The sequence below is a fragment of the Ancylobacter amanitiformis genome, assembly GCF_030814815.1.
In the GTDB taxonomy this organism is placed as follows: domain Bacteria; phylum Pseudomonadota; class Alphaproteobacteria; order Rhizobiales; family Xanthobacteraceae; genus Ancylobacter; species Ancylobacter amanitiformis.
In genome coordinates this window covers 558,660-582,861 of the sequence record NZ_JAUSVR010000001.1, presented here as the reverse complement: position 1 = coordinate 582,861, position 24,202 = coordinate 558,660, and the positions used below count along the sequence as shown (strand labels likewise).

Sequence of the window (24,202 nt, the reverse complement as noted above, 5' to 3'; positions counted from 1 at the left end):
AGCATCATGTTTACCGCCGACGTACTCATTCAGCTGACGATAGACGGGGTGTCGCGCGGCGCCATGTATGGCCTCATGGGGGCTGGTCTCGCGCTCATATTCGGCATTCTCGGCATCATCAACATGGCCCATGGCGAGCTTTTCATGCTCGGGGCCTATGCGATGTATTTCGCGGCAATGGTGCTCGGCGTGCCCGCGCCAATCGCGCTGCTGATCTCGACGGCGTTGATGTTCTGCGTCGGCGTCGCCATGGAGCGCGGACTGATCGCGCCGCTGCGGGCGCGGCTCGGCAGCCGCTGGCTGGTCGATGGTTATGTGCTGACCATCGGCATCATGGTGGTGCTGCAGAACCTTGCGCTCATCGTTTTCGGCCCGCGCGAATTCGGCATCGCCGCCTTCTGGCCGGGGCGGCAGGAATTCGGCGACGTGGTGATCTCCAACGAGCGGGTGCTGATCCTCGCCGGTGCGCTGTTCACCACCGGCGCGCTCGCGCTCTTCCTCAAGAAGACCAATCTGGGACGCGCCATCCGCGCCACCGCCGAGCATCCGGCGGCGGCGCAGGTGCTGGGCATCAACATCGAGCGCATCTACGCCATCACCTTCGGCATCGGCGCCGCGCTGGCAGGTGCGATCGGCTCGCTGCTGCTCTCCACCTATCCCGCCTATCCCACGGTTGGCGGCGAGGTGCTGCTCAAGGCCTTCGTGGTGGTGATCATCGGCGGGCTCGGCAGCGTCTGGGGCGCCATGCTCGCGGGGCCACTGCTCGGCCTCATCGAAGCCTATGCCACGGCGTTCGCGCCCGGCGGCTGGCAGAACACCATCACGTCGCTGCTCGTTCTCGCGGTCCTGGTACTTCGCCCGCAGGGCCTCTTCAGCCGCCAGGTGACCCGGCCATGACATCCCTGTTCAAGAATTTCCGCTTTCCCGACCGCAGGGCACTGGTGATCTGCGCGCTGCTCGCGGGTCTCGCGGCGATCCCGTCCCTGGTGGGCGGGCGCTATATCCCGGCGGTGTTCACCTCGATCCTGTTGTTCTTCATTCTCGGGGCGCTGTTCGACTTCATGCTCGGCTATCTGCGCATCGTGAATTTCGGCATTGCCGGCTTCCTCTGCGCGGGCGCCTATGGTTCGGCGCTGAGCGTGCAGTATTTCCACATCACGCCGTGGACCGGGCTGCTGGTCGGCGGGCTGGCCTCGGCGGTGATCGGTCTGATCACCGGCGTGCTGACGCTGCGGCTGCGCGGCATCTATATCGGCCTGACCACGCTGTTCGTGATGGAAACCCTGCGGTTCGCCATCTCCAATGCGCGCGAGGTGACGCGCGGGGCCTCGGGGCTGACGGTGGGCGGGTTCACGCCGCTCTTCGGCATGCCGTTTCCGCGCAGCGAGCCCATCACCTATTACTACATCATCCTGGCGCTGGTCATCGTCACCTATGCCGTGCTGTACGCCATCGTGCGCTCGCGCATCGGGCTGGTGTTCAAGGCCATCCGCGACGATGAGCTGGGCACCAGCGTGCTGGGCATCCATGTCGTGCGCTACAAGCTGTTCAACTTCGTCGTTGCCAGCTTCTTCGTCGGCGTGTTCGGCGCCTTCTACGCGCATTACATCGGCATATTGGTGCCGACCGCCGAAGAATTCGGCATCCAGCGCACCGTCGAGATCCTGACCATCGCCTATGTCGGCGGACGGGGCACGCTGTGGGGCTCGCTGCTGGGCGCGCTGTTCCTGGTCGGCATGCAGGAAGTGCTGCGCGACCTCCAGGAATGGCGCCTCGTGATCTACGGGCTGTCGCTCATTCTCATCATCACGGTCTTTCCAAGCGGCTTTGCCGGTGCGCTGCGCCAGCTGGGCGAGCGCTTCTCATCCCGCGCCGGCAAAGGCGCGCACATCTCGACAAAAGGGGACGCCTGATGCTCGACACGCCAAATTCAGTTGAGGCACGCGATACCAGGTATCACCTGCATTCCTATTCCAACCCCAGGCGCCTTGCCGAGACCGGACCGCTGGTGATCGAGCGCGGCGAGGGCATCTATGTCTTCGACACCGCCGGCCGGCGCTATCTGGAAGGGGTTTCCGCCCTCTGGTACGCCTCGCTCGGGTTCAGCGAGGCGCGGCTGGTGGAGGCGGCCCATCGCCAGATGCAGAAGCTGCCCTGCTATCACTCGTTCGGCCACAAGGTGACGGAAAACGCGGTCGATCTCGCGGAAATGCTGATCGCCATGGCGCCGGTGCCGATGTCGAAAGTGTATTTCTGCGGCTCGGGTTCCGAGGGCAACGACACGGCGCTGAAGGCGGTGCGCTATTTCAACAACGCGCTCGGCCGGCCGGCGAAGAAGAAGGTGATCGCCCGCATTCGCGGCTATCACGGCACCACCCTCGCCACCGCCAGCCTCACCGGCATTCCCCGCAACCACACCAGCTTCGACCTGCCCATCGAGGGCATCCTGCATACGGATTGCCCGCTCTATTATCGCTACGGGCAGCCGGGGGAGAGCGAAGGCGCCTTCGTCGACCGCATCGTCGGCAATCTCGAAGCGATGATCCTGCGCGAGGGGCCGGAGACCATCGCCGCTTTCTGGGCGGAGCCGATCCTCGGTTCGGGCGGGGTCATCGTGCCGCCGGCGGGCTATTACGAGAAGGTGCAGGCGGTCCTGCGCAAATACGACATCCTGTTCGTCGTCGACGAAGTGATCTGCGGCTTTGGTCGGCTCGGGCAGATGTTCGGCTCGCAGGCTTTCGGGCTCGCGCCGGACATGATCGTGGTCGCCAAGGCGCTGTCGTCCGGCTACCAGCCGATCGCCGCCCTGCTGGTGAACGAGAAAGTGTTCGCCGGCCTGTCGGCGGAAGCCGAGAAGATCGGCGTGTTCGGCCACGGCTTCACTTATTCGGCGCACCCGGTGCCGACCGCCGTCGCCATCGAGACGCTGAAAATCTACGAGGAACGCGACATTGTCGGCCATGTGCGGAGCGTGTCGCCGCGCTTCCAGGAGGGGCTGCGCCGTTTTGCCGATAACCCGTTCGTCGGCGACGTGCGCGGCATGGGGCTGATCGCCGGGCTGGAACTGGTGCAGGACAAGTCCACCCGGGCGAACTTCCCTCCCGAGGCGCGCGCGGCTCTGGAGCTGGAAATGCTGTGCCTCGACGAGGGGCTGGTGGTCCGCGCCATCGGCGACACGGTGGCGATCTCGCCGCCGCTGATCATCACCGATGCGCAGATCGACGAACTGCTCGGTTGTTTTGAGCGCGGCCTGGCCCGCTTCACCAACGCGATGAGGGCCCGGGCATGAGCACCGCGATCTTTCCCAATCTTGTGGCCGGCGAATGGGTGTCCGGGCACGGCGCGCTCATCAACATCAACCCGTCCGATACGGATGAGGTGGTCGGTGAATATGCCTGCGCCACGGCAGCACAGGTGCGGGAGGCGGCTGCCGCCGCCCGGTCCGCCGGCGCCGCATGGGCGCAGGCCGCGCCGGGCGTGCGTTCCGACCTGCTGCGCCGCATCGCGGACGAGATCGAGCGCCGGTGCGGAGAACTCGCGTTGCTGCTGTCGCGCGAGGAGGGCAAGGCACTGCGCGACGCCAGTTCGGAGGTGACGCGGGCGGCGGAAATCTTCCGCTACTATTCCGGCGAAGTGTTCCGCATGGCAGGCGAACGCTCGCCCTCGCTGCGCACCGGCGTGACGATCGAGGTTCTCTACGAGCCCATCGGCGTGGTGGGGCTGATCACGCCGTGGAATTTTCCCGTCGTCATCCCGGCATGGAAGATCGCGCCCGCGCTGGCTTATGGCAATGCCGTGCTGTTCAAGCCGAGCGAGCTGGTGCCGGCATCGGCCTGGGCGCTGGCCGATATCATCGACAGGGCCGGCTGTCCGAAAGGGCTGTTCAGCCTGCTGATGGGCGACGGCTCGGTTGGCCGCGCGATCGTGGACGTGGTCGACGCGGTGAGCTTCACCGGTTCGGTGGCGACCGGCACCGCCGTCGCGCAGATCGCCGCCTCCCGCATGATTCCGGCGCAGTGCGAGCTTGGTGGCAAGAATCCGCTGGTGATCGCCGCCGATGCCGACCTCGATGTCGCGGTGGACTGCGCCATACAGGGCTCCTTCATGCAGGCCGGGCAGCGCTGCACCGCCTCGTCCCGCCTCATCGTCGATGTCGAGCGGGTCGCCGACTTCACGCAGGCACTGGTGGCGCGGATGGAAAAGCTCGTCATCGGCGCGGCCATCAGCCCCGGCACCGATATCGGCCCCGTGATCGACGAGCGGCAACTGGCCAAGGACCTCTCCTATATCGAACTGGCCGAGACGGAGGGCGCGCGGCTCCTGACGGGAGGCGGCCGGCTGAACCGCGCGACACCGGGGCATTTCCTCTCCCCCGCGCTGTTCGGGGATACCAGCAACCAGATGCGGGTCAATCGCGAGGAAATATTCGGCCCGGTGGCCTGCATCATACCGGTGCGCGGCTATGATGAGGCGTTGGCGGTCGCGAACGATACCGATTTCGGCCTGTCGGCGAGCATCGTCACGAGTTCTCTCAAGCATGCCCAGCATTTCAAGGCGAATGTGCGCAGCGGTCTGGCGATGGTGAACCTTCCCACCGCCGGCGTGGAATTTCATGTGCCGCTGTCCGGGCTCAAGTCGTCGAGCTACGGCCCGCCGGAAATGGGGCACCACGCCATGCGGTTCTACACCAAGGCCCGCACCGCCTACACGTTCGCCGCCTGACGCGAGAAGCAAGCCGACATGGAAAATCCCTTCACCACACGCCCCGAGATCAAGGGCACTTTCGGCGTCGTCACCAGCACGCACTGGATCGCCTCGGCGGTCGGCATGTCGATCCTCGAGCGCGGCGGCAATGCGTTCGACGCGGCGGTGGCCACCGGTTTCGTGCTGCAGATCGTCGAGCCGCACCTGAACGGGCCCGGCGGCGAGGTGCCGATCCTGTTCTGGAAGCAGGGCGAGGACGAGCCGCAGGTTCTGTGCGGGCAGGGCGTGGCGCCCGCGGCTGCCACGATCGAGCACTTCGAGGGGCTCGGCCTGCGCCTCGTCCCCGGCACCGGCCTGTTGCCGGCGGTGGTGCCGGGTTCGTTCGACGCCTGGATGCTGTTGCTGCGCGACCACGGCACGCTGGATCTGGAGACGGTTCTGGAGCCGGCGATCTTCTATGCCCGGGAGGGCTTTCCGCTGGTGCGCCGCGCGGTGCAGGCGATCCATGCCGTGGAAGAGTTCTTTCCCACGGAGTGGCCGACCTCGGCGCAGGTGTGGCTGCCGGGCGGGCGCCGGCCCACCCCGGATGCGCTGTTCCGCACGCCGGCCATCGGCGACACCTATCGGCGCATCTGCGATGAGGCAAAAGCCGCCGGCGGCGACCGTGTCGCCCAGATCGAGGCGGCGCGGCACGCGTTCTACCGCGGGTTCGTGGCGGAGGCGATCGACGGTTTCTATCGCGAGAACGCGCTCATGGACACCAGCGGGCGCAAGCATGCCGGGCTGCTGACCGGCGACGACATGGCGGGCTGGCAGGCCAGCTATGAGCGCCCCGTCTCCTATGACTATGCCGGCGCGCGCGTCTACAAGACCGGCCCGTGGGGGCAGGGGCCGGTTTTCCTGCAGATGCTGGCCTTGCTCAAGGGCTACGACATCGCCGCGATGGATCCGCTGGGCGACGACTACGTGCATCTCATCACCGAGTGCACCAAGCTCGCCATGGCCGACCGCGATGTCTTCTATGGGGATCCCGACTTCGTCGAGGTGCCGCTCGATGTGCTGCTGTCGGACGAATATAATGCCGAACGCCGCCGGCTGATCGGCCGGGAGGCTTCCCTCGACATTCGCCCCGGCGCGCTTCCCGGTGCCGAGGCCGGCCTTGCGGCGCTGCTGGAGCGGGCCGGCTGCGAGACGCCGATCGGCCCCGGCATGGGCGAGCCGACCTTTGTCGACCTTCCCGAGGTGGAGGGCGACACGGTGCATTTCGACATTATCGACCGCTGGGGCAATGTCGTCTGCGCGACGCCGAGCGGGGGCTGGCTGCAAAGCTCGCCGGTGGTGCCGGAGCTGGGCTTTCCGCTCTCCACCCGCGCGCAGATGTTCTGGCTCGACCGCCGGCTCTCCTCCGCGCTGGCGCCGGGCAAGCGCCCGCGCACCACCCTCTCGCCGACCATGGTGGGGCGTGACGGCAAGCCGTGGCTCGCGCTCGGCACGCCGGGCGGCGACCAGCAGGACCAGTGGTCCTCGACCGTGCTGCTGCGCCATCTGCACCACCGCTTCAATCTGCAGGCGGCGATCGACGCGCCGCTGTTCAATACCCGGCACGGGCCGGCCTCGTTCTATCCGCGCGCGCGCGCGCCCGGCGAACTGCTGATCGAGAGCCGTTTCCCCCAGCAGACGCTGGAGCGGCTGGCGGCGCGCGGACACCGGCTCAAGATCGAGGGGCCGTGGGCGCTCGGCCGGGTCTGCGCCGCCGGGATTTCCGGGGGCATGCTGCACGCGGGAGCGACGCCGCGCTTCATGCAGGGCTATGCGATCGGGCGATGATGATGATCACAGCCGACGATTATCGCCAGCTCGGCCTGGCGCATCTGGGGGCCCGCGCGCCGCTGGACATGTTCCGCGCCGTCGAGGCGGTTGCCCGCGCGCGCATCGGCTTCGGGCTGTTGACCATGCTGCGGCTGTCGCCGGATGGCGAGGAGGTGCAGCGGCTCTACACGACCGATCCCGAGCACTATCCCGTATCCGGACGGGAGAGGCTGGGCCCGACCGACTGGGGCCGCCATGTGCTGGGCGAGCGGCGCCCGTATCTTGGCCCCGATTCGGCGGCCGTGCGCTGGGCCTTCCCCGCGGATTTCGAGTTGATCGCGAGTCTGGGGTTGGGCGCGACCATGAACGTGCCCATCGTGTCGCTGGGGCGCACGCTCGGCTCGCTGAACATCCTCCACGCGGCGGGCGCCTATGACACCCGTCATCTCGACGCTGCGGTCAGCCTCGGGCCCTATCTGTCGGCCCCCTATCGCGACAGCCTCGCGGAAAAGTCGGCTCCCTAAGCGCCGAGCGACGGCCCGGCGGGTGGACGCGCGCGTCCACCGCGCAGACGATCCGGCAGACGATCCGAGAGGGCGGGGCGCCTACAGTTCGGTCGGTTCCGGGTCATGTTCCGGGGCTGCCCTGTTGCCTTCGACACGGTCGCGGTAGAGCGAGGCGCGGGCCAGCAGCATCATCGTCACCGGCGTGGTGATGGTGAGGAACAGCGCGATGAGTGCTTCGTGGATCAGCAGCCGATCCCTCAGCACGCCGAAGCACAGCATGGAGCCGATCAGGATGCAGCCGGTTCCCAGCGTGGCGCCGAGCGAGGGCGCGTGCAGGCGCGAGTAGAAATCGGGCAACCGGACCAGCCCGACCGAGCCGACCAGCGTGATCGCCGCCCCGGCGACCACCAGAAGCGAGACGAGGATCGCCGCCCAGAGCGGCAGGTCGGGTGCCGCGTTCATTCGATCACCTCGCCGCGCATGAGGAACTTGGACAGCGCGACCGTGCTGACGAAGCCCAGCATGCCGATGATCAGCGCCGCCTCGAAATAGAGCGTCACGCCGCTGCGGATGCCGATCGTGACCAGCATCAGCATGGCGTTCACGTAGAAGGTATCGAGCCCGATGACGCGGTCCTGCGCGCGCGGGCCGCGCGTGAAGCGCACCGCCGCGAACCCCATGGCGAAGGCGAGCAGCACCTGCGCCAGCGTCAAGGACCAGCCGAGGATGTGAGCGCTCATTCGAAGATCTCCCGCAGCAGCGTCTCGTAGCGCTGCTTGATCAGGTTCGCCCATTGCCGCTCGTCCACGAGGTCGAGCACGTGCAGCAGCAGCGTGCCGCGCGCGGGGTCGTAATGCACCCATTGCGTGCCGGGCGTGCAGGTCATGATGATGGCGAGCACGGCAAGGCCGTAACGGTCGGTCAGGTCGAGCCGCAGCGTCATGAAGCCGGAATGCGTGCGCCGCTCGGCTCCGCCGAGAATAATGCGCGCCACCGCGAGGTTGGAGCGGAACACGTCGACCAGCACGCGCCCGGCCAGCCGCAGGGCCGGCGGCAAGCGGCTGAGACGCAGCCGCGCCCTTGGTGGATCCAGCGCCACCATGGCCCAGGAGCCGCCAAAGGCGACCAGCGCGCCGAACACGAACGTGCCGGGCGCGAGAGACTGGTTGAGCATCAGCCACATGACCAGCAGCGCGACGAACAGGAAGGGGTGCGGCAGCACGCGCCGGATCATCGCGGGCCTCCCGCGGCAGGGCCGAGCACGTCATTGGCGTAGATGGCCGGCCAGTACAGCACCTGCGCGGTGGCCTCCATGTAGCGCATGGTCGGCCCGCCCATCACGGTCATGACCACGCACAGCAACAGCAGCAACCCGATCGGGATCGCCTCGATGGCGCGCACGCGCGGAATGGCGATCTCGTCCGGCACCCACAGCGAGCGGATGCCGGTGCGGGTCATGGCGATCAGCATGGCGAGGCCCGAAACCATGAGCAGGATGACCAGCGCCCAATGCTGGGCGGGGATCGAGCCCGCTTCGTTGATCAGCGCCGAGAGCATGGCGAATTTGGCGATGAAGCCCGAGAGCGGCGGCAGGCCGGAGAGCAGCGCGGTGCAGGCGACGAAGGCCCCGCCCAGCACGGCGATGGTGGCGGGAATGGCCACGCCGACCTCGTCGTCCTCCTCCTCGATGTCCTCTTCCGGGTCGCCGAACATTTCCTGCGTCACCGCCAGCACGTCGGCGCCGGCCTGACGGCCGCGCTCGATGAGTTCGACCAGCAGGAAATAGGCGGCGATGGAGAGAGTGGAGACCGCGAGATAATAGAGCGCGCCGGAAATCACCGCGCTGTTGCCGGTGCCGATGGCGGCGAGCAGCGTGCCGGACGACACCAGCACCGCATAGCCGCCGAGCCGCTGCATGGACTGGGCCGCGAGCACGCCGATGGCGCCGAAGGCGATGGTCGCCATGCCGCCGAAATACAGCCACTCGGCGCCGAAATCCTCCACCGCGCCGGCCTCGTCGCCCAGCGCCAGCAGGAACAGGCGCAGGATCACATAGATTCCGACCTTGGTCATGATGGCGAACATGGCGGCCACCGGCGCGCAGGCGGCGGCATAGGTGGTGGGCAGCCAGAAGCTGAGCGGCCACATCCCGGCCTTGACCAGGAAGGCGATGCCGAGGATCGCCGCGCCGATCTCGAACAGCACGCGCGAATCCTCCGGCAGCGTCGGCACGGTGCGGCCGAGATCGGCCATGTTGAGCGTGCCGGTGACGCCGTAGATCAGGCTCACGCCGATGAGGAAGAGCGAGGAGGCGATGAGGTTGATGGGGATATAGTGCAGCCCCGCCTTCACCCGCGCCGTGCCCGAGCCGTGCAGCACCAGCCCGTAGGAGGCGGCGAGCAGGATCTCGAAGAACACGAACAGGTTGAACAGGTCGCCGGTGAGAAAGGCGCCGTTGAGCCCCGCCAGCAGGAACAGGAACAGGGTGTAGAAGCGTGGCCCCGCGCCGTGCCAGCGCGCCAGCGCGAAGAGCAGCGTCGCATTGGCCAGCACGGCGGTGAGCAGCAGCATCAGCGCGGAGAGCCGGTCCGCCACCAGCACGATGCCGAAGGGCGGCGGCCAGTTGCCGACGGGATAGACGATGAGCGAGGACCAGCGGTCGCCATGGGGCGTGCCGGCAATGGCGACCAGCGCAATCGCCACGCCGAGCAGGGTCAGCGTGGTGCCGATGCTGAGCGCGATCTTCATGCTGCGCCGGCGGTCGCTGAACAGCAGCATGAAGGCGCCGACCACGAGTGGCAGCAGGATCGGCAGGATGACGATGTGGTTGATGGGATCCATCGTCAGTCCGCCTCCCGCCCGTCCACATGGTCGGTGCCGGTGCGCCCGCGCGCGGCCAGCAGCACGACCAGCAGCAGCGCCGTCATGGCGAAGCCGATGACGATGGCCGTCAGCACCAGCGCCTGCGGCACCGGATCGGCCACCGCCGACGGGTCGCCCGCGGTGCCCGGCTGCAGCACCGGCGGGGCATGCAGCTTGACGCGGCCCATGCTGAAGATGAACAGGTTCACGGCATAGGAAATCAGCGAGAGACCGATGATCACCTGATAGGTGCGTGGGCGCAGCAGCAGCCACACGCCGGAGGCGGCGAAGACACCGATGCCGATCGCGAGGATTATCTCCATTGCATCACCTCCACGTCTCGCCTCCCTCCGCCGCCTGCGACGCACGGCTGCTGCGCAGGGACTGGTGGGCGAGCGCGATGAGGATGAGCACGGTCGCCCCGACCACCAGCGCGAACACGCCGAGGTCGAACAGCAGCGCGCTCGCCATCGGCACCTTGCCAAGGAGCGGCAGTTCCAGATAGCGGAAATGCGAGGTGAGGAACGGGTAGCCGAACCACCACGAGCCGATGCCGGTGGATGCCGAGGTGATGATGCCAAGGCCCATCCAGCGCAGCGGCAGCACGCGCAGATGGTCCTCCACCCAGCGCGTGCCGCTCGCCATGTACTGCACCACGAAGGCGATGGAGAGCGTGATGCCGGCCGCGAAGCCGCCACCCGGCAGGTCGTGGCCGCGCATGAACAGATAGACCGCGAAGGTGGCGATGACGGGGAACATCCAGTTCATCACGAGGCGGGGGATGAGCATGTAGTCCGTCACCGTGTCGCCCGGCTTGCGGTCGGGCTCGGCATCGTCATAGGCGTCCTGGATGCGCTGCTGCTCGGGGCTGCCCACGCTTTCCGGCGCGGGGCGGAAGCGGCGCAGCAGCGCGAACACGGTGAGCGCGGCGAGGCACAGGACCACGATTTCGCCCATCGTGTCGAAGCCGCGGAAATCCACCAGGATCACGTTGACCACGTTGGTGCCGCCGCCTTCCGTGTAGGCGCGCTCGACGAAGAAGCGCGAGACGCTCTCGGGCAGCGGGCGGGTCATCAGGCTGTAGGACAGGAAGGCGAGGATGCCGCCGAAGGCGCTGGCAATGCCGAAATCGACATAGCGGCGGATGAGCGTGGAGAGCGGCGGGCGCGTCGGGTACACGTCCTCGATCCGCTTGGGTAGCCAGCGCAGGCCCAGCAGAAGCAGCACGGTGGTGACGATCTCCACCAGCAACTGCGTGACGGCGAGGTCGGGAGCCGACAGCCACACGAAGGTGGCGCAGGTCACGAGGCCCGCTCCGCCCATCAGCACCAGCGCGGCGAAGCGGTGATACTTGGCCTGATAGGCGGCGGCCAGCGCGCAACCCATGCCGATCAGCCACATCAGCGCGAAGCCGGGCTCGATCGGCGTGCCGGCCAGCGCGCCATTGCCGGGCAGGCCCTGCAGCACGATCGGCGACAGCGCCGCCAGCACGGCGAGCAGCACGACGATGCGCATCTGCGGCTGCAGGCGCCGCGTGCCGAACAGGACTTCCCCCCGCCGCGCCCATTGCAGCGAGATGGTGGTGAGGATCTTCTCGAAAATGCGCTGGCCCTTGAGCACGCGCACCAGCGGGGGGCCCTCGATGCCGCTGTCGAGATAGGGACGCAGCAGGAAATAGAGCAGCACGCCGCCGGCCAGGGCGATCAGGCTCATGAACAGCGGCAGGGTGAAGCCGTGCCACAGCGCGAGGCTGTAATAGGGCATGTCGCTGCCGAGGATGGAGCGCATCACGGTGGCCAGCAGCGGCCCGACGGTGAGGCTCGGCACGATGCCGATGAGCAGGCAGATCAGCACCAGGAACTCGATGGGGAAGCGCATCCAGTGCGCCGGCTCGTGCGGTATGTGCGGCAGGTCCTTGGGCGGCGGGCCGAAGAAAACGCCAAGGATGAAGCGCAGCGAATAGGTGACGCTGAAGACGCCCGCCAGCGTCGCCCAGTAGGGCAGGCTGTCATCCAGCAGCGAGCCGGTATGGTCCGCCACCGCCTCGGCGAAGAACATTTCCTTGGAGATGAAGCCGTTGAGCAGCGGCACGCCGGCCATGGCGGCGGCGGCCACCATGGCGAGCGTCGCGGTGAAGGGCATGTATTTGTACAGGCCGCTCAGCTTGCGCAGGTCGCGCGTGCCGGTCTCGTGGTCGATGATGCCCGCCGCCATGAACAGCGAGGCCTTGAAGATGGCGTGGTTCACGGTGTGGAACACGGCCGCGACCAGGGCGAGCGGGCTGCCGAGGCCGAGAAGCAGCGTGATCAGCCCGAGATGGCTGATGGTGGAATAGGCGAGAAGGCCCTTGAGATCCTGCTGGAAGATCGCCGAATAGGCGCCGAGCAGCAGCGTCACCAGACCGGCGGGCACGACGAGATAGAACCAGGCATCCGTGCCGGCCATGACCGGCCAGAGCCGGATCAGCAGGAAGATGCCCGCCTTCACCATGGTCGCCGAGTGCAGATAGGCCGAGACCGGGGTCGGCGCCGCCATGGCGTGCGGCAGCCAGAAATGGAACGGGAACTGCGCGCTCTTGGTGAAGGCGCCGAGCAGGATCAGCACCAGCGCCACGGTATAGAGGTTGCTGTTGTCGAGCAGGTCGCGGGCGGCCAGCACCTCGTCCAGTTCATAGCTGCCGACGATGCGGCCAATCAGCAGCACGCCGACGAACAGGCACAGCCCGCCCGCCGCGGTGATGGTGAGCGCCATGCGCGCGCCGTCGCGGGCCTGCGCGGAATGGTGCCAGTAGCCGATGAGCAGGAACGAGAACAGGCTCGTCAGTTCCCAGAAGAACACGAGCTGGATCAGGTTGCCGGCGGTGACGATGCCGACCATCGAGCCCATGAAGGCCAGAAGGAAGGAGAAAAAGCGCGGAACCGGATCCTCGGCCGACATGTAATAGCGCGCATAGAGCACCACGAGCGCGCCGATGCCGAAGATGAGCAGCGCGAACAGCCAGGAGAGACCGTCCATGCGCAGCGTGAAATCAAGGCCGAGCGAGGGAAGCCAGTCGGCGCGAAGGCGCACCGGCACGTCGGTAGCCACGCTCCGATAGAGCCAGACGACGATGGCGCAGCCGATGAGCGCGACGCTCCCCGCCAGTGCCGCCGCGAGATTGCGGGCATGCGTGGGGAGGAACCCCGCCAGCAGGCTGCCCGCGAAGGGCAGAACCAGGGCCGCGAGGAGGAGAGCGTCATTGGACATAGGTATCGGGTTCCTCCCTGTGGCGCGATCGTGGCGAATTGGGCTCGTTCGGCGGGAGCCTTTCCCGGGCGTTCAGGCGGCGTCACCCGAGTGGAAAAGGCTCAAAAAGCTGGCATGGCCGAGACCTTGCACGATTTCGCCCATTATGGTTGATTTGTTCATCTTGAGGCAAGGCAGAACTCATGGAATTGGCGCCCGAACAATGCCGCGCCGCACGCGGGCTGCTGAACTGGACGCAGGAATTGCTGGCCGTGCGCGCCGGTGTGTCGCGCAGCACGGTTCGTGATTTCGAGCGCCATCGCCATGGTCTGCATCGCGGCACGGAATCGCAGCTCATTCGCACCTTTCAGGAAGCGGGGATCATGCTGCTGCCGCCCGGCGAGCATGGACCGGGCGTTCGTATCCGCTGACACTGGCAGGCCTTTGCCGTCTCCATATGTCGATCTGCGGCACGGCCGGGCTTTCACTGGCTCCACATGGCGCGCATGCGTGCGCCGATATCGATCCGTGCGGTCTCGGCCATGCGCGGCGCGGGCGCGGCGGCTTCGGCCGGGGGCCAGGCGGTGGCGGTAAAATGGGCGAGGATGCGCGGGGGGATGAAGCGGGTGCGCGCGGCATAAACGTGGCGATCGCCGCGGGCCGACTGGCCATGCGTGAAGAAGCGCTGCGGCAGCATCAGGTGCAGGCTGTCGCGCGCGCGCGTCATCGCGACATAAAGCAGGCGGCGCTCCTCCTCGATCTCGTCCCGGGTACCCACCCCGAGGTCGATCGGGATGCACCCGTCCACGGCGTTGAGCACGAACACCTTCTTCCATTCCTGCCCCTTGGCGGAATGGATGGTGGAGAGGATGAGATAATCCTCGTCGAGATGGGGCGGGCCGGCATGGTCGCTGGTGGCGTCCGGCGGGTCGAGCGTCAGTTCGGTGAGAAAACGCGCCCGCGAGGGGTAGGTGGCCGCGATCTGGGCAAGCTGGACGAGATCCGACTGCCGGCTCTGCGCATCCTCGTGCAGGCGCTCCAGCACCGGCTCGTACCATTGCCGCACGCGGTCGAGTTCGGCGGGCCAGCCGGCGGGCGAACCGGCGCGCGTGGACTTCAGGTCGCGCATCAGGTCGAGGAAGCCCGGCCAGTCCTGCGCCGCGGCGCGCGGGGGCGTGAAGGCTTGCAGCGCGGGCAGCAGCGCCTCGTTCGATCCCACCGTGTCGAGCACGCGCCCGGCGGTGGCCGGGCCGAGGCCGTTGAGCAGCTTGAGCACGCGGAAGCCGGCGACACGGTCGCGCGGATTCTCGGCGAAGCGCAGCACGCCGAGCACATCCTTCACATGGGCGGAATCGAGGAATTTCAGCCCGCCGAACTTCACGAACGGAATGTTGCGGCGGGTCAGCTCCACTTCCAGCGGCCCCGAATGGTGGGAGGCGCGGAACAGCACCGCCTGTGATTTCAGCGCGATGCCCTCCTCGCGGTATTCCAGTACGCGGGTGGCGACATAGTTGGCCTGCTCGATCTCGTCGCGCACGTTCACCAGCAGCGGGCGCTCGGCGGAGGCGCGCTCGGACCACAGGTTCTTGGCGTAGCGCTCGCTGGCAAAGTCGATCACCGCATTGGCGGCGGCGAGAATGGGCTGGGTGGAGCGGTAATTCTGCTCCAGCATGATGGTGTCCGCGCGGGGGCTGAAATGGCCGGGAAAATCCAGGATGTTGCGGATGCTGGCGGCGCGGAACGAATAGATCGACTGCGCGTCGTCCCCCACCACGGTGAGCCCGCGCCCGTCCGGCTTCAGGCCGAGGAGGATCGAGGCCTGCAGCTTGTTGGTGTCCTGATATTCGTCGATCAGCACATGGTCGAAGCGGGCGGAGATGTCGGCAGCGAGGCTCGGTTCCGCCATCATCTGCGCCCAGTAGAGCAGAAGGTCGTCGTAATCGAGCACGCCCTGCGCCTGCTTGGCCGCGACATAGCCGGCGAACAGCGCCTTCAATTCGTCGCTCCACCCCGCCACCCAGGGGAAGAAGCGGCCGATCACCTCTTCCAGCTTCTGTTCGGCATTGACCGCGCGCGAATAGATGGAAACCAGCGTGCCCTTGGTGGGAAAGCGCTTCTCGGTGCGCGAGAAGCCGAGTTCGTGGCGGACCAGGTTCATCAGGTCCGCGCTGTCTTCCCGGTCATGGATGGTGAAGCTGGCATCGAGCCCGATCTGCGGGGCGTAATCGCGCAGCAGGCGCGCGCCGATGCCGTGGAAGGTGCCCGCCCAGCTCAGTCCCTCGGTCAGCACGGACGCGTTGGCGCCGAGCACATGGGAGGCGATGCGCGCCACGCGCCGCGTCATTTCCGCCGCCGCCCGGCGCGAGAAGGTGAGCAGCAGGATGCGGCGTGGATCGGCACCGTTGACGATGAGATGGGCGACGCGGTGGGCGAGCGTGTTGGTCTTGCCCGATCCGGCGCCGGCGATGACCAGCAGCGGGCCGGCATCGATCGCGCCGGGCCCGCTCACGCCGTGCTCGACCGCCTGCCGCTGCTGGGGGTTCAGCTTGTCGAGATAGGCGGCGGGCTGCATCAACGAACGAATCTCTGGCGAACCGACGGGGCCCCAGTGAGCACGTTTCCCGTTTTGTTCGCAACCGTGGCGGAGGGCGCCGTCGTCGCGCCGCCCTGCCGGGATGTCAGCGCTTGCGCACGAATTCGGTGCGCAGGACAAGGCCCTTGATGGCCTCGAAGCGGCAGTCGATCTCTTCCGGGTTGTCGGTGAGGCGAATGCTCCGGATGACCGTGCCCTGCTTCAGCGTCTGGCCGGCGCCCTTCACCTTGAGATCCTTGACGAGGACCACGGAATCGCCGTCCGCCAGCACATTGCCCGAGGCGTCGCGCACCTCGACCTTTCCCGCGGCCGCGGCCTGCGCCGCCACTTCCGAGGCCGGGCGCCACTCGCCAGTGGCTTCGTCATAGACATAGTCGTCATCGCCGTCGGCCATGCGGGCCTCCGTTTGGGGTGGGCTTTTCAGCCGGAAGGCGTGGGCGAGCGGAGCGCGCGCCCCGCCCGGAGGTTGCGTCAGGGAATCAGCCGCACCGCGCCCCTGGCGGCGGAGGTGGCGAAGGCGGCATAGGCCCGGAGCGCGTTGGTGACGTTGCGCTTGCGCGGGGCCGCCGGCTTCCAGCCATGCGCCTCCTGCTCCTCGCGGCGGGCGGCGAGTTCGGCGTCGCTGACGGCGAGATGGATGCGCCGGTTGGGGATGTCGATCTCGATCGTGTCGCCCTCGCGCACCAGCCCGATCGCGCCGCCCTCCGCCGCTTCCGGCGAGACATGGCCGATGGACAGGCCCGAGGAGCCGCCGGAGAAGCGCCCGTCGGTGATGAGCGCGCAGGCCTTGCCGAGCCCCTTCGACTTCAGATAGCTGGTCGGATAGAGCATTTCCTGCATGCCCGGCCCGCCGCGCGGACCCTCGTAGCGGATCAGCACGATGTCGCCCGGCTTCACCCGGTTGCCGAGAATGGCGGAAACGGCATCGTCCTGGCTCTCGAACACGCGGGCGGTGCCGTTGAATTTCAGGATGCTCTCGTCGACGCCCGCCGTCTTCACGATGCAGCCATCCTCGGCGAGGTTGCCGTAGAGCACGGCGAGGCCGCCATCCCTGGAAAAGGCGTGCGCGGCGTCGCGGATCACGCCGGTCTCGCGGTTGGTGTCGACATCGTCGAAGCGGGCGGACTGGCTGAACGCGACCTGCGTCGGCACGCCGCCCGGCCCGGCGCGGAAGAATTCGTGCACCGCCGTGCTGGCGGTGCGCTTGACGTCCCAGTGGTCGAGCGCGGCGGCAAGGCTCGGCGCGTGGACCGAGCCGACCGAGGTATCGAGCAGGCCGGCGCGGTCGAGTTCGCCCAGAATACCCATGATGCCGCCGGCGCGGTGGACGTCCTCCATGTGAACATCGCCGACCGCGGGCGCGACCTTGCACAGCACCGGCACGCGGCGCGACAGCCGGTCGATGTCGGCCATGGTGAAGGGCACCTCGCCCTCATGCGCGGCGGCGAGCAGATGCAGCACCGTGTTGGTGGAGCCGCCCATGGAGATGTCCAGCGTCATCGCGTTCTCGAAGGCGGCAAAGTTCGCCACCGAGCGCGGCAGGATGCTGGAATCGTCCTGCTCGTAATAACGGCGGGCGAGGTCGACGATGGTGTGGCCGGCCTCGACGAACAGCCGCTTGCGGTCGGCATGGGTCGCCAGCGTCGAACCATTGCCCGGCAGCGAGAGACCGAGCGCCTCGGTCAGGCAGTTCATCGAATTGGCGGTGAACATGCCCGAGCAGGAGCCGCAGGTCGGGCAGGCCGAGCGCTCGATGGCCTGCACGTCTTCATCCGAGACACGGTCGTCGGCGGCGGCGACCATGGCGTCGACGAGGTCCAGCGCCTTGGTCTTGCCGCCCAGAACCACCTTGCCGGCTTCCATCGGGCCGCCGGAGACGAACACGGTCGGGATGTTGAGGCGCAGCGAGGCCATCAGCATGCCGGGGGTGATCTTGTCGCAATTGGAGATGCAGACCATGGCGTCGGCGCAATGCGCGTTGACCATGTATTCCACGCTGTCGGCGATGAGTTCGCGCGAGGGCAGCGAATAGAGCATGCCGTCATGGCCCATCGCGATGCCGTCATCGACCGCGATGGTGTTGAATTCCTTGGCGACACCGCCGGCCGCCTCGATCTCGCGCGCCACCAGCTGGCCGAGATCCTTGAGGTGGACATGGCCGGGCACGAACTGGGTGAAGGAGTTCACCACCGCGATGATGGGCTTGCCGAAGTCGCCGTCCTTCATGCCGGTGGCGCGCCAGAGGCCGCGCGCGCCGGCCATGTTGCGGCCGTGGGTGGTGGTGCGAGAGCGATAGGCCGGCATGGAATTCCTCCAAATCTTTGCCGCGCTTATGCGCCCAGAGACCGCGCGGCGCAACCGTTTCGCCCCGCCGGTCGGCACCTCGTGATCGCGGGCCCGCAGGTGAGCCGCGCTCTGCCCGCGCTGCCGCTTCGGTGTGCCGGCGCAGCCGCGGTTGCGGTGGGCCGGCACCTCAATCGCGCCGCCACGGCAGCAGCGGGGCGCCCTGCCGCTTGATGTCCGCAAGGCAGGGCGTGATCGTTTCCGGATCGATGAACGGAAACGAGGTCTGGGGGGCCGTGTTGGCGGATGAAGGGAGCGCGCCGGAATGAGGCGGCGGCGGATGGCGCCATTCCGCGCCACTCCCGCCCTGTGTTCCGGACTTGCGTCGGACCTGCCCGTCGGACCTGCCCGTCGGACCTGCGCGCCCGTCGGTGCGGACGAGGGGATGGCCGGGGATGCGCGCGGCCCGGCAATACCGCTCCCCCGTCCGCGGCGTGAACCGGATGAAGTGCAGCCTCCCGCACCGCCCCCCTTAATCCGGCCCCGAGGGGCCGGCGGCGCGGAAGGCTGCCACTCCGACCTGCCGGATCCAACGGCAGGCCATCCCGATCACGGCGACGCCGCGATCTGTTTCAGGCGGCCGACATAGGGCGCGACCAGCGTGGCATGCTGGGCGCCATCGGCGCGAATGCTGCGCAGCTTGCTGCGCTGGGCTTCCCAGATCGAGGCGGCCTGCCGCTTTTCCCGTGCGGTCAGCTGTGGTGTTGCCGCCAGATGGTCCTCGAAGGCCGCGAACATCCGGTCGATATCGGCCTGCGGCACCGCGGCGAGGAAGCCCGTCAGCGTCTCGTCGAAGGCTTCCTTCCAGCTCTGCCGGTCGAAGCCCGCCGCCGCGATGTGCCGCGAGGATCGCTCGTCGCGCTCATACCATTCGAGTGCCGCCTGCTCGTCGAAATAGACCGTGTCGCCGGTCTCCTCGTGCAGTTCTTCGAGCACCGCGACGACGCGCTCCGCCTGCCGCGTGTCGAGCGCGAGCGCGGGCAGGGCAACCATCCCCGCCAGCAGACCGGCGAGCGGGAGCGTGTGCGCCAGCCGCCGCAGCGGCCCGGAGGCGATGAAGCGACCGGGCGCGCTCACACCACCGCCCCCACGCAGCGGTCCCAATCATTGGCCACCGCTTCGCGCCGCGCGGCATCGCGCGCGGCGCGAAGGGAACGACCGGCCTCCCGCGTCGGGGTCGGCAGGCGGAAAAAAGGGGCCGCCCGCCGGGAGCGGCCCCTGAGTGTGGTCCAGATCAAGCGGAGAACGGTGAAACTCATGACGGTCTTCCAGCGTGCGGCGGTCGTCGGCCAAGCCGAGATCGATCGATTGCTGTGTCCAAGTGCTAGTTGAACTGGAGCCCGTTCTGCCCCCTATGATTGGAGGGGAACGGCAAGAAATTCAGCCGAGCGGGCGGCTTTCGCAAACCCGGATGGTTTTTTGGCGTTGGCATGTGACAGTTTCTTTCGCGGGGGCGGATCATGAAACAGGACAGGGCAGCCGGCCCAGCCGGCATGGGGTGGGTGGCGACACGGCGTTCGCGGGTCTGCGCCCGATGGGAGCGCCGGTGGCAGACCAGGTGGCAGACCAGGTGGCAGACCAGGTCGCAGACATGGAAGCGCGCGGCGCGCGCGGTGCCGGCGCTGCTGGTGGCGCTGGGTCTGGCGCTGGGTCTGGGTCTCGGGAGCGGCCTGACGGCGCCGCAAGCCCGCGCGCAGGAGGCGCACGCACAGCCGGTCCGCGCGCAGGATCTGCCCGCGCCGACCGGGCCGGTGCTGCTGACCGTGACTGGCAAGATCGCGCGCACCAACCAGAACGACGCCGCCCTGTTCGACGAGGCCATGCTGCTCGCGCTTCCCCGGCATCGCATCGAAACAACGACGCCGTGGACGGACGGGCGGAAGGTTTTCGAGGGCGTGCGGCTGGAGGACGTGCTGGACCAGGTTGGCGCCGGCGCGGCCGTGACGCTCAAGGCACGGGCGCTCAACGATTACAGCATCGACATCCCCGCCTCCGACGCGCGCGAATTCGACATGCTGCTGGCGCTGCGCATGGACGGCAAGCCGCTCTCCCGGCGCGACAAGGGGCCGATCTGGATCGTCTATCCGCGCGACAGCGTGCCCCGCATCCAGGACGAGCGCTATGATTCCCGCTGGGTCTGGCAGCTGAACGGCCTCGATATCCGATGACAGGGGAGCGCGGCAGGGGCGTCACCATCGCGCTTACCTTTCTGGCGGTTGTCGCCTGCGCCGCGCTGCTGTCCTTCGCCGTCCAGCGGCTGCTCCAGGTCGAGAAGGAGATGTCGGGCGGTTTTGGCGAGAGCCTGATGTGGGCGCTCACCCAGGCGCAGTATGAAAACCAGGCGCTGGTGATCGCCGTGCAGGACTGGAACGCCGGCGCGCGGAGCCCGGCGGACGCGGACCAGCTGCGGCTGCGGGCTGATCTCGCCTATAGCCGCTTCCAGCTGCTGGCGGACGGCCCGTTCAGCCGCGAACTGGCGGCCAAGATCGGCGGCGACGTCATTACCGGGCCGCGCGCGCGCCTTGCCGCGCTCGACGAGCGGCTGCAGGCGGCGCTGGCCGACCAGGCGCCGATCGCCCCGCAGGCGGTAGAGCCTGTTCTGCGCGACGTCGCCGAACTGCGCACGGCCAGCAACAAGCTGCTGCTGACGGAGCGCTACAATCTGGCGGCCCAGCGCGACGCCTATCGCCGGGCGCTGCTGGAGGTGACGGTGGCGGTCGCCATCACCATTGCCTGCGGCGCCTTCATCGTCGCGCGGCTCTGGGCGCATGCGCACGCCGCCGCGCGGGCCGAGGCGGCGATGCGGCGCGAGCGCGACTTCTCCCGCCTGCTGCTGGAATCGAGCGGCGACGGCATTGTCGCCTTCGACCGCGACATGCGGTGTACGCACTGGAACACGGCGATGGGCTCGCTGCTTCCCGGCGCGGACGGCGTGAGCCTGGTCGGGCGCAACCTTCCCGACGCTTTCGGCCTGCCACCCGAACATGTGGGGATGGGCCTGATGCGCGACACGCTGGCCGGGCGCACCAGCTTCCTCGCCGCCCGGCAGCTGCCGGGCGGCGACCGCTATATCGAGATGGCCGGCTATCCCGTGAAGGCGGAGGATGCCATCATCGGCGGTATCGCCTTCGTCCGTGACGTCACCGAGGCTCATCTTGCCAAGCTGGAAGTGCTTGAGCATCGCGACCGGCTGGAGGCGCTGGTGCACAGCCGCACCAAGGACCTGGAAGATGCCCTGACGCGCGAGACGGGGCTGCGCGAACTCTACAAGGGCTTCGTCGCCATGGTCTCGCACCAGTTCCGCACCCCGCTCTCCATCGTCGATTCCGGCGCCCAGCGCATGATTCGGCGCGGCGCGGAGATGAGCGGCGAGGAGATTCGCGAGCGCGCCGGCAAGATCCGCGCGGCGGCCTTGCGCCTCACCCGTCTCGTCACCAACACGCTCAACGCGGCCAAGCTGGATGCCGGCCAGATCGATGTCAGCATACGCCGCTGCGACCTCGCCAAACTGGTGCAGGAAGCCTGCGAGCGGCAGAAGGAGACCGCCTCCGACCGCCATTTCGAGCTGTCGCTGGAGGCGTTGCCCGAGAGTGTGATGTGCGACCCCCTGCTGATGGACCAGATCGTCTCCAACCTCCTGTCCAACGCGGTCAAATATTCCACGGTGCCCGATCCCATCGAGGTGCGGGCGGCGGTCGAGGGCGAATGGATCCGCCTTTCGGTGTGCGACCGCGGCGTCGGCATTCCTCCGGACGAGCGCGACCAGCTGTTCGAGCGCTTCTTCCGCGCCACCACCTCGGCCGGCATCGAGGGCACCGGCATCGGCCTGCATGTGGCGCGCACCATTGCCCGCATGCATGGCGGGGATGTCGATGCCGCGCCGCGCGAGGGCGGCGGCTCGACCTTCACCCTCTCCATCCCGCGCGAGGCCCTGGCGGCATGACGGCATTGGACAAGACGGCCGGGAACGATCCTGTCCAGCCCTTCGCCACCATCCTGTGCGTGGAGGACGAGGTCGACCTGCGCAGCGACATCGCCGAGGAGCTCATGTCCGCCGGCTACCGGGTGATCGAGGCGGGCAACGGGCGCGAGGCGATGGCCATGCTCGCCACCGCGCGGCCCGACCTCATCCTGTGCGACATCACCATGCCCGGGCTCGGGGGCTACGCGTTCATGGCGCAGCTGCGCGCCGAGCGGCCCGACCTTGCGGAAGTGCCGTTCATCTTCCTCACCGCGCTGGCCGACCGCACCGAGGTGCTGCACGGCAAGCGCGCCGGGGCGGACGATTATCTGGTCAAGCCGGTCGATTTCGACGATCTGCTGGCGACCATCGGGGCGCGGCTGCGCTTCGTCGAGCGGGTGCGCGCGGGGCTTCTGGCCGAGCTGGAGGCCGAGAAGCGGCGGCTCATCGACAAGGCGCTGCGCGAGGGCGAGGGCACGCTGGCCGCGCTGGCGGCGGCCTTCGACCGGGTGGCCGTCGGCCTGTTCCTGATCGACGAGGCCAGCGCCGTGCGGCTGGTGAACGAAGCCGGGCGGGCGCTGGCGGAGAGCCGCGACGGGCTGGTCTTGTCAACCGCCGGCCTCGCCGCGCGCGCGCCCGCCTCGGCGCGCCAGCTCAGGGGCGCGATCGCCGATCTGCGGCAGGCCGGGGAGGGCGCGCGGCTCGTCCCCATCGAGCGCGAGGAGGGGCGGCCGCTGGTGTTGCAACTGTCCATGGTGGCGGTGCCCGGCGGCAATGCGCGGCACGTGCTCGTGCTCGTGGTCGACCCGGACCGGCAGCCCGAGGTTCCTCCCGAAACGCTGATGACGCTGTTCGGCTGCACCGCGACGGAGGCGCGCATCGCGGCGGCGCTGGCGGCCGGCAAGCGGCTGGAGGAAATTGGTGAGGCGTTCGGCATCAAGCCGACCACCGTCACCTTCCACCTGCAGAACCTGTTCCAGAAGACCCGCACCAACCGGCAGGTGGACCTGATGGCGCTGCTGATCCGCGCCACGGCGCCGCTGGTGCTGTAGCGCCGTGGCGCGACCTTACCGCAGCAGGGCCGCGAGCAGGGGCGCGCAGAGCACGTTGATGAGGCCGACCAGCACCATGACCAGGCCCGCCACCGCGCCTTCTGTCGCGCCGATCTGGTGCGCGCGGGCGGTGCCGGCGCCATGCGCGCCGACGCCGAACAACGCGCCGCGGGCGAGTGCCGAACGGAGCGACAGCCGCGCCAGAATCAGATCGCCGATCGCCGCGCCGGCAATGCCGGTCATGACGACGAAGACCGCGGTCAGATCGGGGATGCCCCCGATGTCGCCGGCCACTTCCATCGCGAAGGGCGTGCTCATCGAGCGCGGCAGCAGGCTGAGCCGCAGCGCGCCGTCGAGCCCGACCAGCGTCGCCAGGCCCCAGCTGGTGAGCATGGCGGTCAGGCTGCCGGCCACCATGCCGACGAGCAGCACCGGCCAGTGCCGGCGTATCAGTCCGCGCTGTTCATAGATCGGAATGGCGAAGGCGACCGTCGCCGGGCCGAGCAGCAGGATCAGCCAGCGCGTGCCGCCAATATAGTCGCGATAGCTGGCATGCAGCGCGAGAACGATGGCGCCGATGAGCAGCGGCGTCACCAGAAGCGGCGACAGCCACCAGCGCGGCCAACGCCGGTAGAGGCGCTTGGCGCCCCAGTAGAAGCCGATGGTGACCAGCGACCAGAGGAGGACGCGGCCGGCCGCGTCAGCGAGCCAGGGGCTCGGCATGGTTATGGGCATGGTCGGCCCTCCAGCGATAGCAGAGGTCCACGGTGAACGCGGTGACGAACATCACCGCCGCCGTGCTGAGCAGGATGACGAACAGGATCTTGAGGCCGAGCAGGCCGATCAGTTCGTGATGGTCGAGCACGGCCAGCACGGCTGGCACGAAGAACAGCAGCATGTCGGCGAGCAGCAGATTGGCCCCGCGCCGCACGCTGCGCAGGCGCACGCGGCGGGTGGCGAGCAGCCCCAGCACCAGCGCCAGTCCGACAATGCCGCCGGGCAGTGGAATGCCCAGCACGCGAACCGCCGCTTCTCCCGCAAGCCAGAAGCCGCCAACGACGGCGGCCTGCCACAGCGCGCTGTGACGGACGATGCGGGCAGCTGAATTGAAGGGTGTGTGGTGCGACATGGCAAGGCTCCTGGTCCC

Annotated in this window: 22 protein-coding genes; 10 read left to right on the top strand and 12 right to left on the bottom strand. The window is 68.2% G+C overall.

Features of this window, described 5'->3' with window-relative positions; translation table 11 throughout:
- The first annotated feature begins 6 nt into the window (after positions 1-6).
- Genes QOZ99_RS02530 through QOZ99_RS02505 form a run of 6 tightly spaced genes read left to right on the top strand, consistent with a single transcriptional unit; the run spans position 7 to position 7,037 of the window.
- Positions 7-897, top strand: a complete 891-nt coding sequence (locus QOZ99_RS02530) for a branched-chain amino acid ABC transporter permease (protein ID WP_306888306.1) — start codon at positions 7-9, stop codon at positions 895-897.
- Positions 894-1,913, top strand: coding sequence for a branched-chain amino acid ABC transporter permease (locus QOZ99_RS02525; protein ID WP_306888305.1), 1,020 nt, complete (start codon positions 894-896; stop codon positions 1,911-1,913). Before QOZ99_RS02530 ends, QOZ99_RS02525 begins: the two co-directional genes overlap by 4 nt.
- Positions 1,913-3,289: an aspartate aminotransferase family protein gene (locus QOZ99_RS02520; protein WP_306888304.1), complete on the top strand. Its 1,377-nt coding sequence runs from the start codon at positions 1,913-1,915 to the stop codon at positions 3,287-3,289. Before QOZ99_RS02525 ends, QOZ99_RS02520 begins: the two co-directional genes overlap by 1 nt.
- Positions 3,286-4,722 (top strand): aldehyde dehydrogenase family protein, encoded by a 1,437-nt coding sequence (locus QOZ99_RS02515; RefSeq protein ID WP_306888303.1) that lies wholly within the window; start codon positions 3,286-3,288, stop codon positions 4,720-4,722. Before QOZ99_RS02520 ends, QOZ99_RS02515 begins: the two co-directional genes overlap by 4 nt.
- Before the next feature lie 18 nt (positions 4,723-4,740).
- A complete protein-coding gene (locus tag QOZ99_RS02510) occupies positions 4,741-6,531 on the top strand; it encodes a gamma-glutamyltransferase family protein (protein WP_306888302.1) in 1,791 nt (596 codons plus the stop codon).
- Positions 6,528-7,037, top strand: a complete 510-nt coding sequence (locus QOZ99_RS02505; protein WP_306888301.1) for a GAF domain-containing protein — start codon at positions 6,528-6,530, stop codon at positions 7,035-7,037. Before QOZ99_RS02510 ends, QOZ99_RS02505 begins: the two co-directional genes overlap by 4 nt.
- A gap of 81 nt (positions 7,038-7,118) precedes the next feature.
- Here the strand turns inward: QOZ99_RS02505 and mnhG are convergent, their stop codons facing one another.
- Genes mnhG through QOZ99_RS02475 form a run of 6 tightly spaced genes read right to left on the bottom strand, consistent with a single transcriptional unit; the run spans position 7,119 to position 13,127 of the window.
- On the bottom strand, positions 7,119-7,481 hold the full coding sequence (mnhG, locus tag QOZ99_RS02500; RefSeq protein ID WP_306888300.1) for a monovalent cation/H(+) antiporter subunit G: 363 nt from the start codon (positions 7,479-7,481) through the stop codon (positions 7,119-7,121).
- Positions 7,478-7,759, bottom strand: coding sequence for a K+/H+ antiporter subunit F (locus QOZ99_RS02495; protein ID WP_306888299.1), 282 nt, complete (start codon positions 7,757-7,759; stop codon positions 7,478-7,480). The genes mnhG and QOZ99_RS02495 overlap by 4 nt, the downstream gene beginning before the upstream one ends.
- Complete coding sequence (locus QOZ99_RS02490; RefSeq protein ID WP_306888298.1) at positions 7,756-8,253, bottom strand: Na+/H+ antiporter subunit E; 498 nt, start codon at positions 8,251-8,253, stop codon at positions 7,756-7,758. Before QOZ99_RS02490 ends, QOZ99_RS02495 begins: the two co-directional genes overlap by 4 nt.
- Positions 8,250-9,860 (bottom strand): monovalent cation/H+ antiporter subunit D, encoded by a 1,611-nt coding sequence (locus QOZ99_RS02485; RefSeq protein ID WP_306888297.1) that lies wholly within the window; start codon positions 9,858-9,860, stop codon positions 8,250-8,252. The genes QOZ99_RS02490 and QOZ99_RS02485 overlap by 4 nt, the downstream gene beginning before the upstream one ends.
- A 2-nt stretch (positions 9,861-9,862) precedes the next feature.
- Positions 9,863-10,204, bottom strand: a complete 342-nt coding sequence (locus tag QOZ99_RS02480; protein WP_306888296.1) for a Na+/H+ antiporter subunit C — start codon at positions 10,202-10,204, stop codon at positions 9,863-9,865.
- 4 nt (positions 10,205-10,208) lie between these two features.
- The gene (locus tag QOZ99_RS02475; RefSeq protein WP_306888294.1) at positions 10,209-13,127 is read right to left on the bottom strand and encodes a monovalent cation/H+ antiporter subunit A; all 2,919 of its coding nucleotides are present in this window, start codon (positions 13,125-13,127) and stop codon (positions 10,209-10,211) included.
- Positions 13,128-13,309: 182 nt separating this feature from the next.
- On the opposite strand from QOZ99_RS02475, the gene QOZ99_RS02470 reads away from it, so the two are divergent.
- Complete coding sequence (locus QOZ99_RS02470; protein ID WP_306888293.1) at positions 13,310-13,537, top strand: helix-turn-helix domain-containing protein; 228 nt, start codon at positions 13,310-13,312, stop codon at positions 13,535-13,537.
- 53 nt (positions 13,538-13,590) lie between these two features.
- Here QOZ99_RS02470 and QOZ99_RS02465 read toward each other — a convergent pair whose 3' ends face one another.
- The 4 genes from QOZ99_RS02465 to QOZ99_RS02450 form a co-directional block, all read right to left on the bottom strand.
- Positions 13,591-15,678, bottom strand: a complete 2,088-nt coding sequence (locus QOZ99_RS02465; RefSeq protein WP_306888440.1) for an ATP-dependent helicase — start codon at positions 15,676-15,678, stop codon at positions 13,591-13,593.
- A gap of 106 nt (positions 15,679-15,784) precedes the next feature.
- Positions 15,785-16,093, bottom strand: a complete 309-nt coding sequence (locus QOZ99_RS02460; protein ID WP_183190103.1) for an alkylphosphonate utilization protein — start codon at positions 16,091-16,093, stop codon at positions 15,785-15,787.
- Between the two features lie 77 nt (positions 16,094-16,170).
- On the bottom strand, positions 16,171-18,003 hold the full coding sequence (gene ilvD, locus QOZ99_RS02455) for a dihydroxy-acid dehydratase (RefSeq protein ID WP_306888292.1): 1,833 nt from the start codon (positions 18,001-18,003) through the stop codon (positions 16,171-16,173).
- Positions 18,004-18,591: 588 nt separating this feature from the next.
- Positions 18,592-19,119: a hypothetical protein gene (locus QOZ99_RS02450; RefSeq protein WP_306888291.1), complete on the bottom strand. Its 528-nt coding sequence runs from the start codon at positions 19,117-19,119 to the stop codon at positions 18,592-18,594.
- Positions 19,120-19,655: 536 nt separating this feature from the next.
- Between QOZ99_RS02450 and QOZ99_RS02445 the strand changes: the two genes are divergently transcribed.
- Genes QOZ99_RS02445 through QOZ99_RS02435 form a run of 3 tightly spaced genes read left to right on the top strand, consistent with a single transcriptional unit; the run spans position 19,656 to position 23,055 of the window.
- A complete protein-coding gene (locus QOZ99_RS02445) occupies positions 19,656-20,210 on the top strand; it encodes a putative pterin-binding protein (RefSeq protein ID WP_306888289.1) in 555 nt (184 codons plus the stop codon).
- Positions 20,207-21,985 (top strand): sensor histidine kinase, encoded by a 1,779-nt coding sequence (locus QOZ99_RS02440; RefSeq protein WP_306888288.1) that lies wholly within the window; start codon positions 20,207-20,209, stop codon positions 21,983-21,985. The genes QOZ99_RS02445 and QOZ99_RS02440 overlap by 4 nt, the downstream gene beginning before the upstream one ends.
- Positions 21,982-23,055 (top strand): response regulator, encoded by a 1,074-nt coding sequence (locus QOZ99_RS02435; RefSeq protein ID WP_306888287.1) that lies wholly within the window; start codon positions 21,982-21,984, stop codon positions 23,053-23,055. The genes QOZ99_RS02440 and QOZ99_RS02435 overlap by 4 nt, the downstream gene beginning before the upstream one ends.
- Positions 23,056-23,070: 15 nt before the next feature.
- Here the strand turns inward: QOZ99_RS02435 and QOZ99_RS02430 are convergent, their stop codons facing one another.
- Entirely contained in the window at positions 23,071-23,790 is a 720-nt protein-coding gene (locus tag QOZ99_RS02430; protein WP_306888286.1) for an LrgB family protein, read from the bottom strand.
- Positions 23,756-24,184, bottom strand: coding sequence for a CidA/LrgA family protein (locus QOZ99_RS02425; RefSeq protein WP_306888285.1), 429 nt, complete (start codon positions 24,182-24,184; stop codon positions 23,756-23,758). The genes QOZ99_RS02430 and QOZ99_RS02425 overlap by 35 nt, the downstream gene beginning before the upstream one ends.
- Positions 24,185-24,202: the final 18 nt, after the last annotated feature.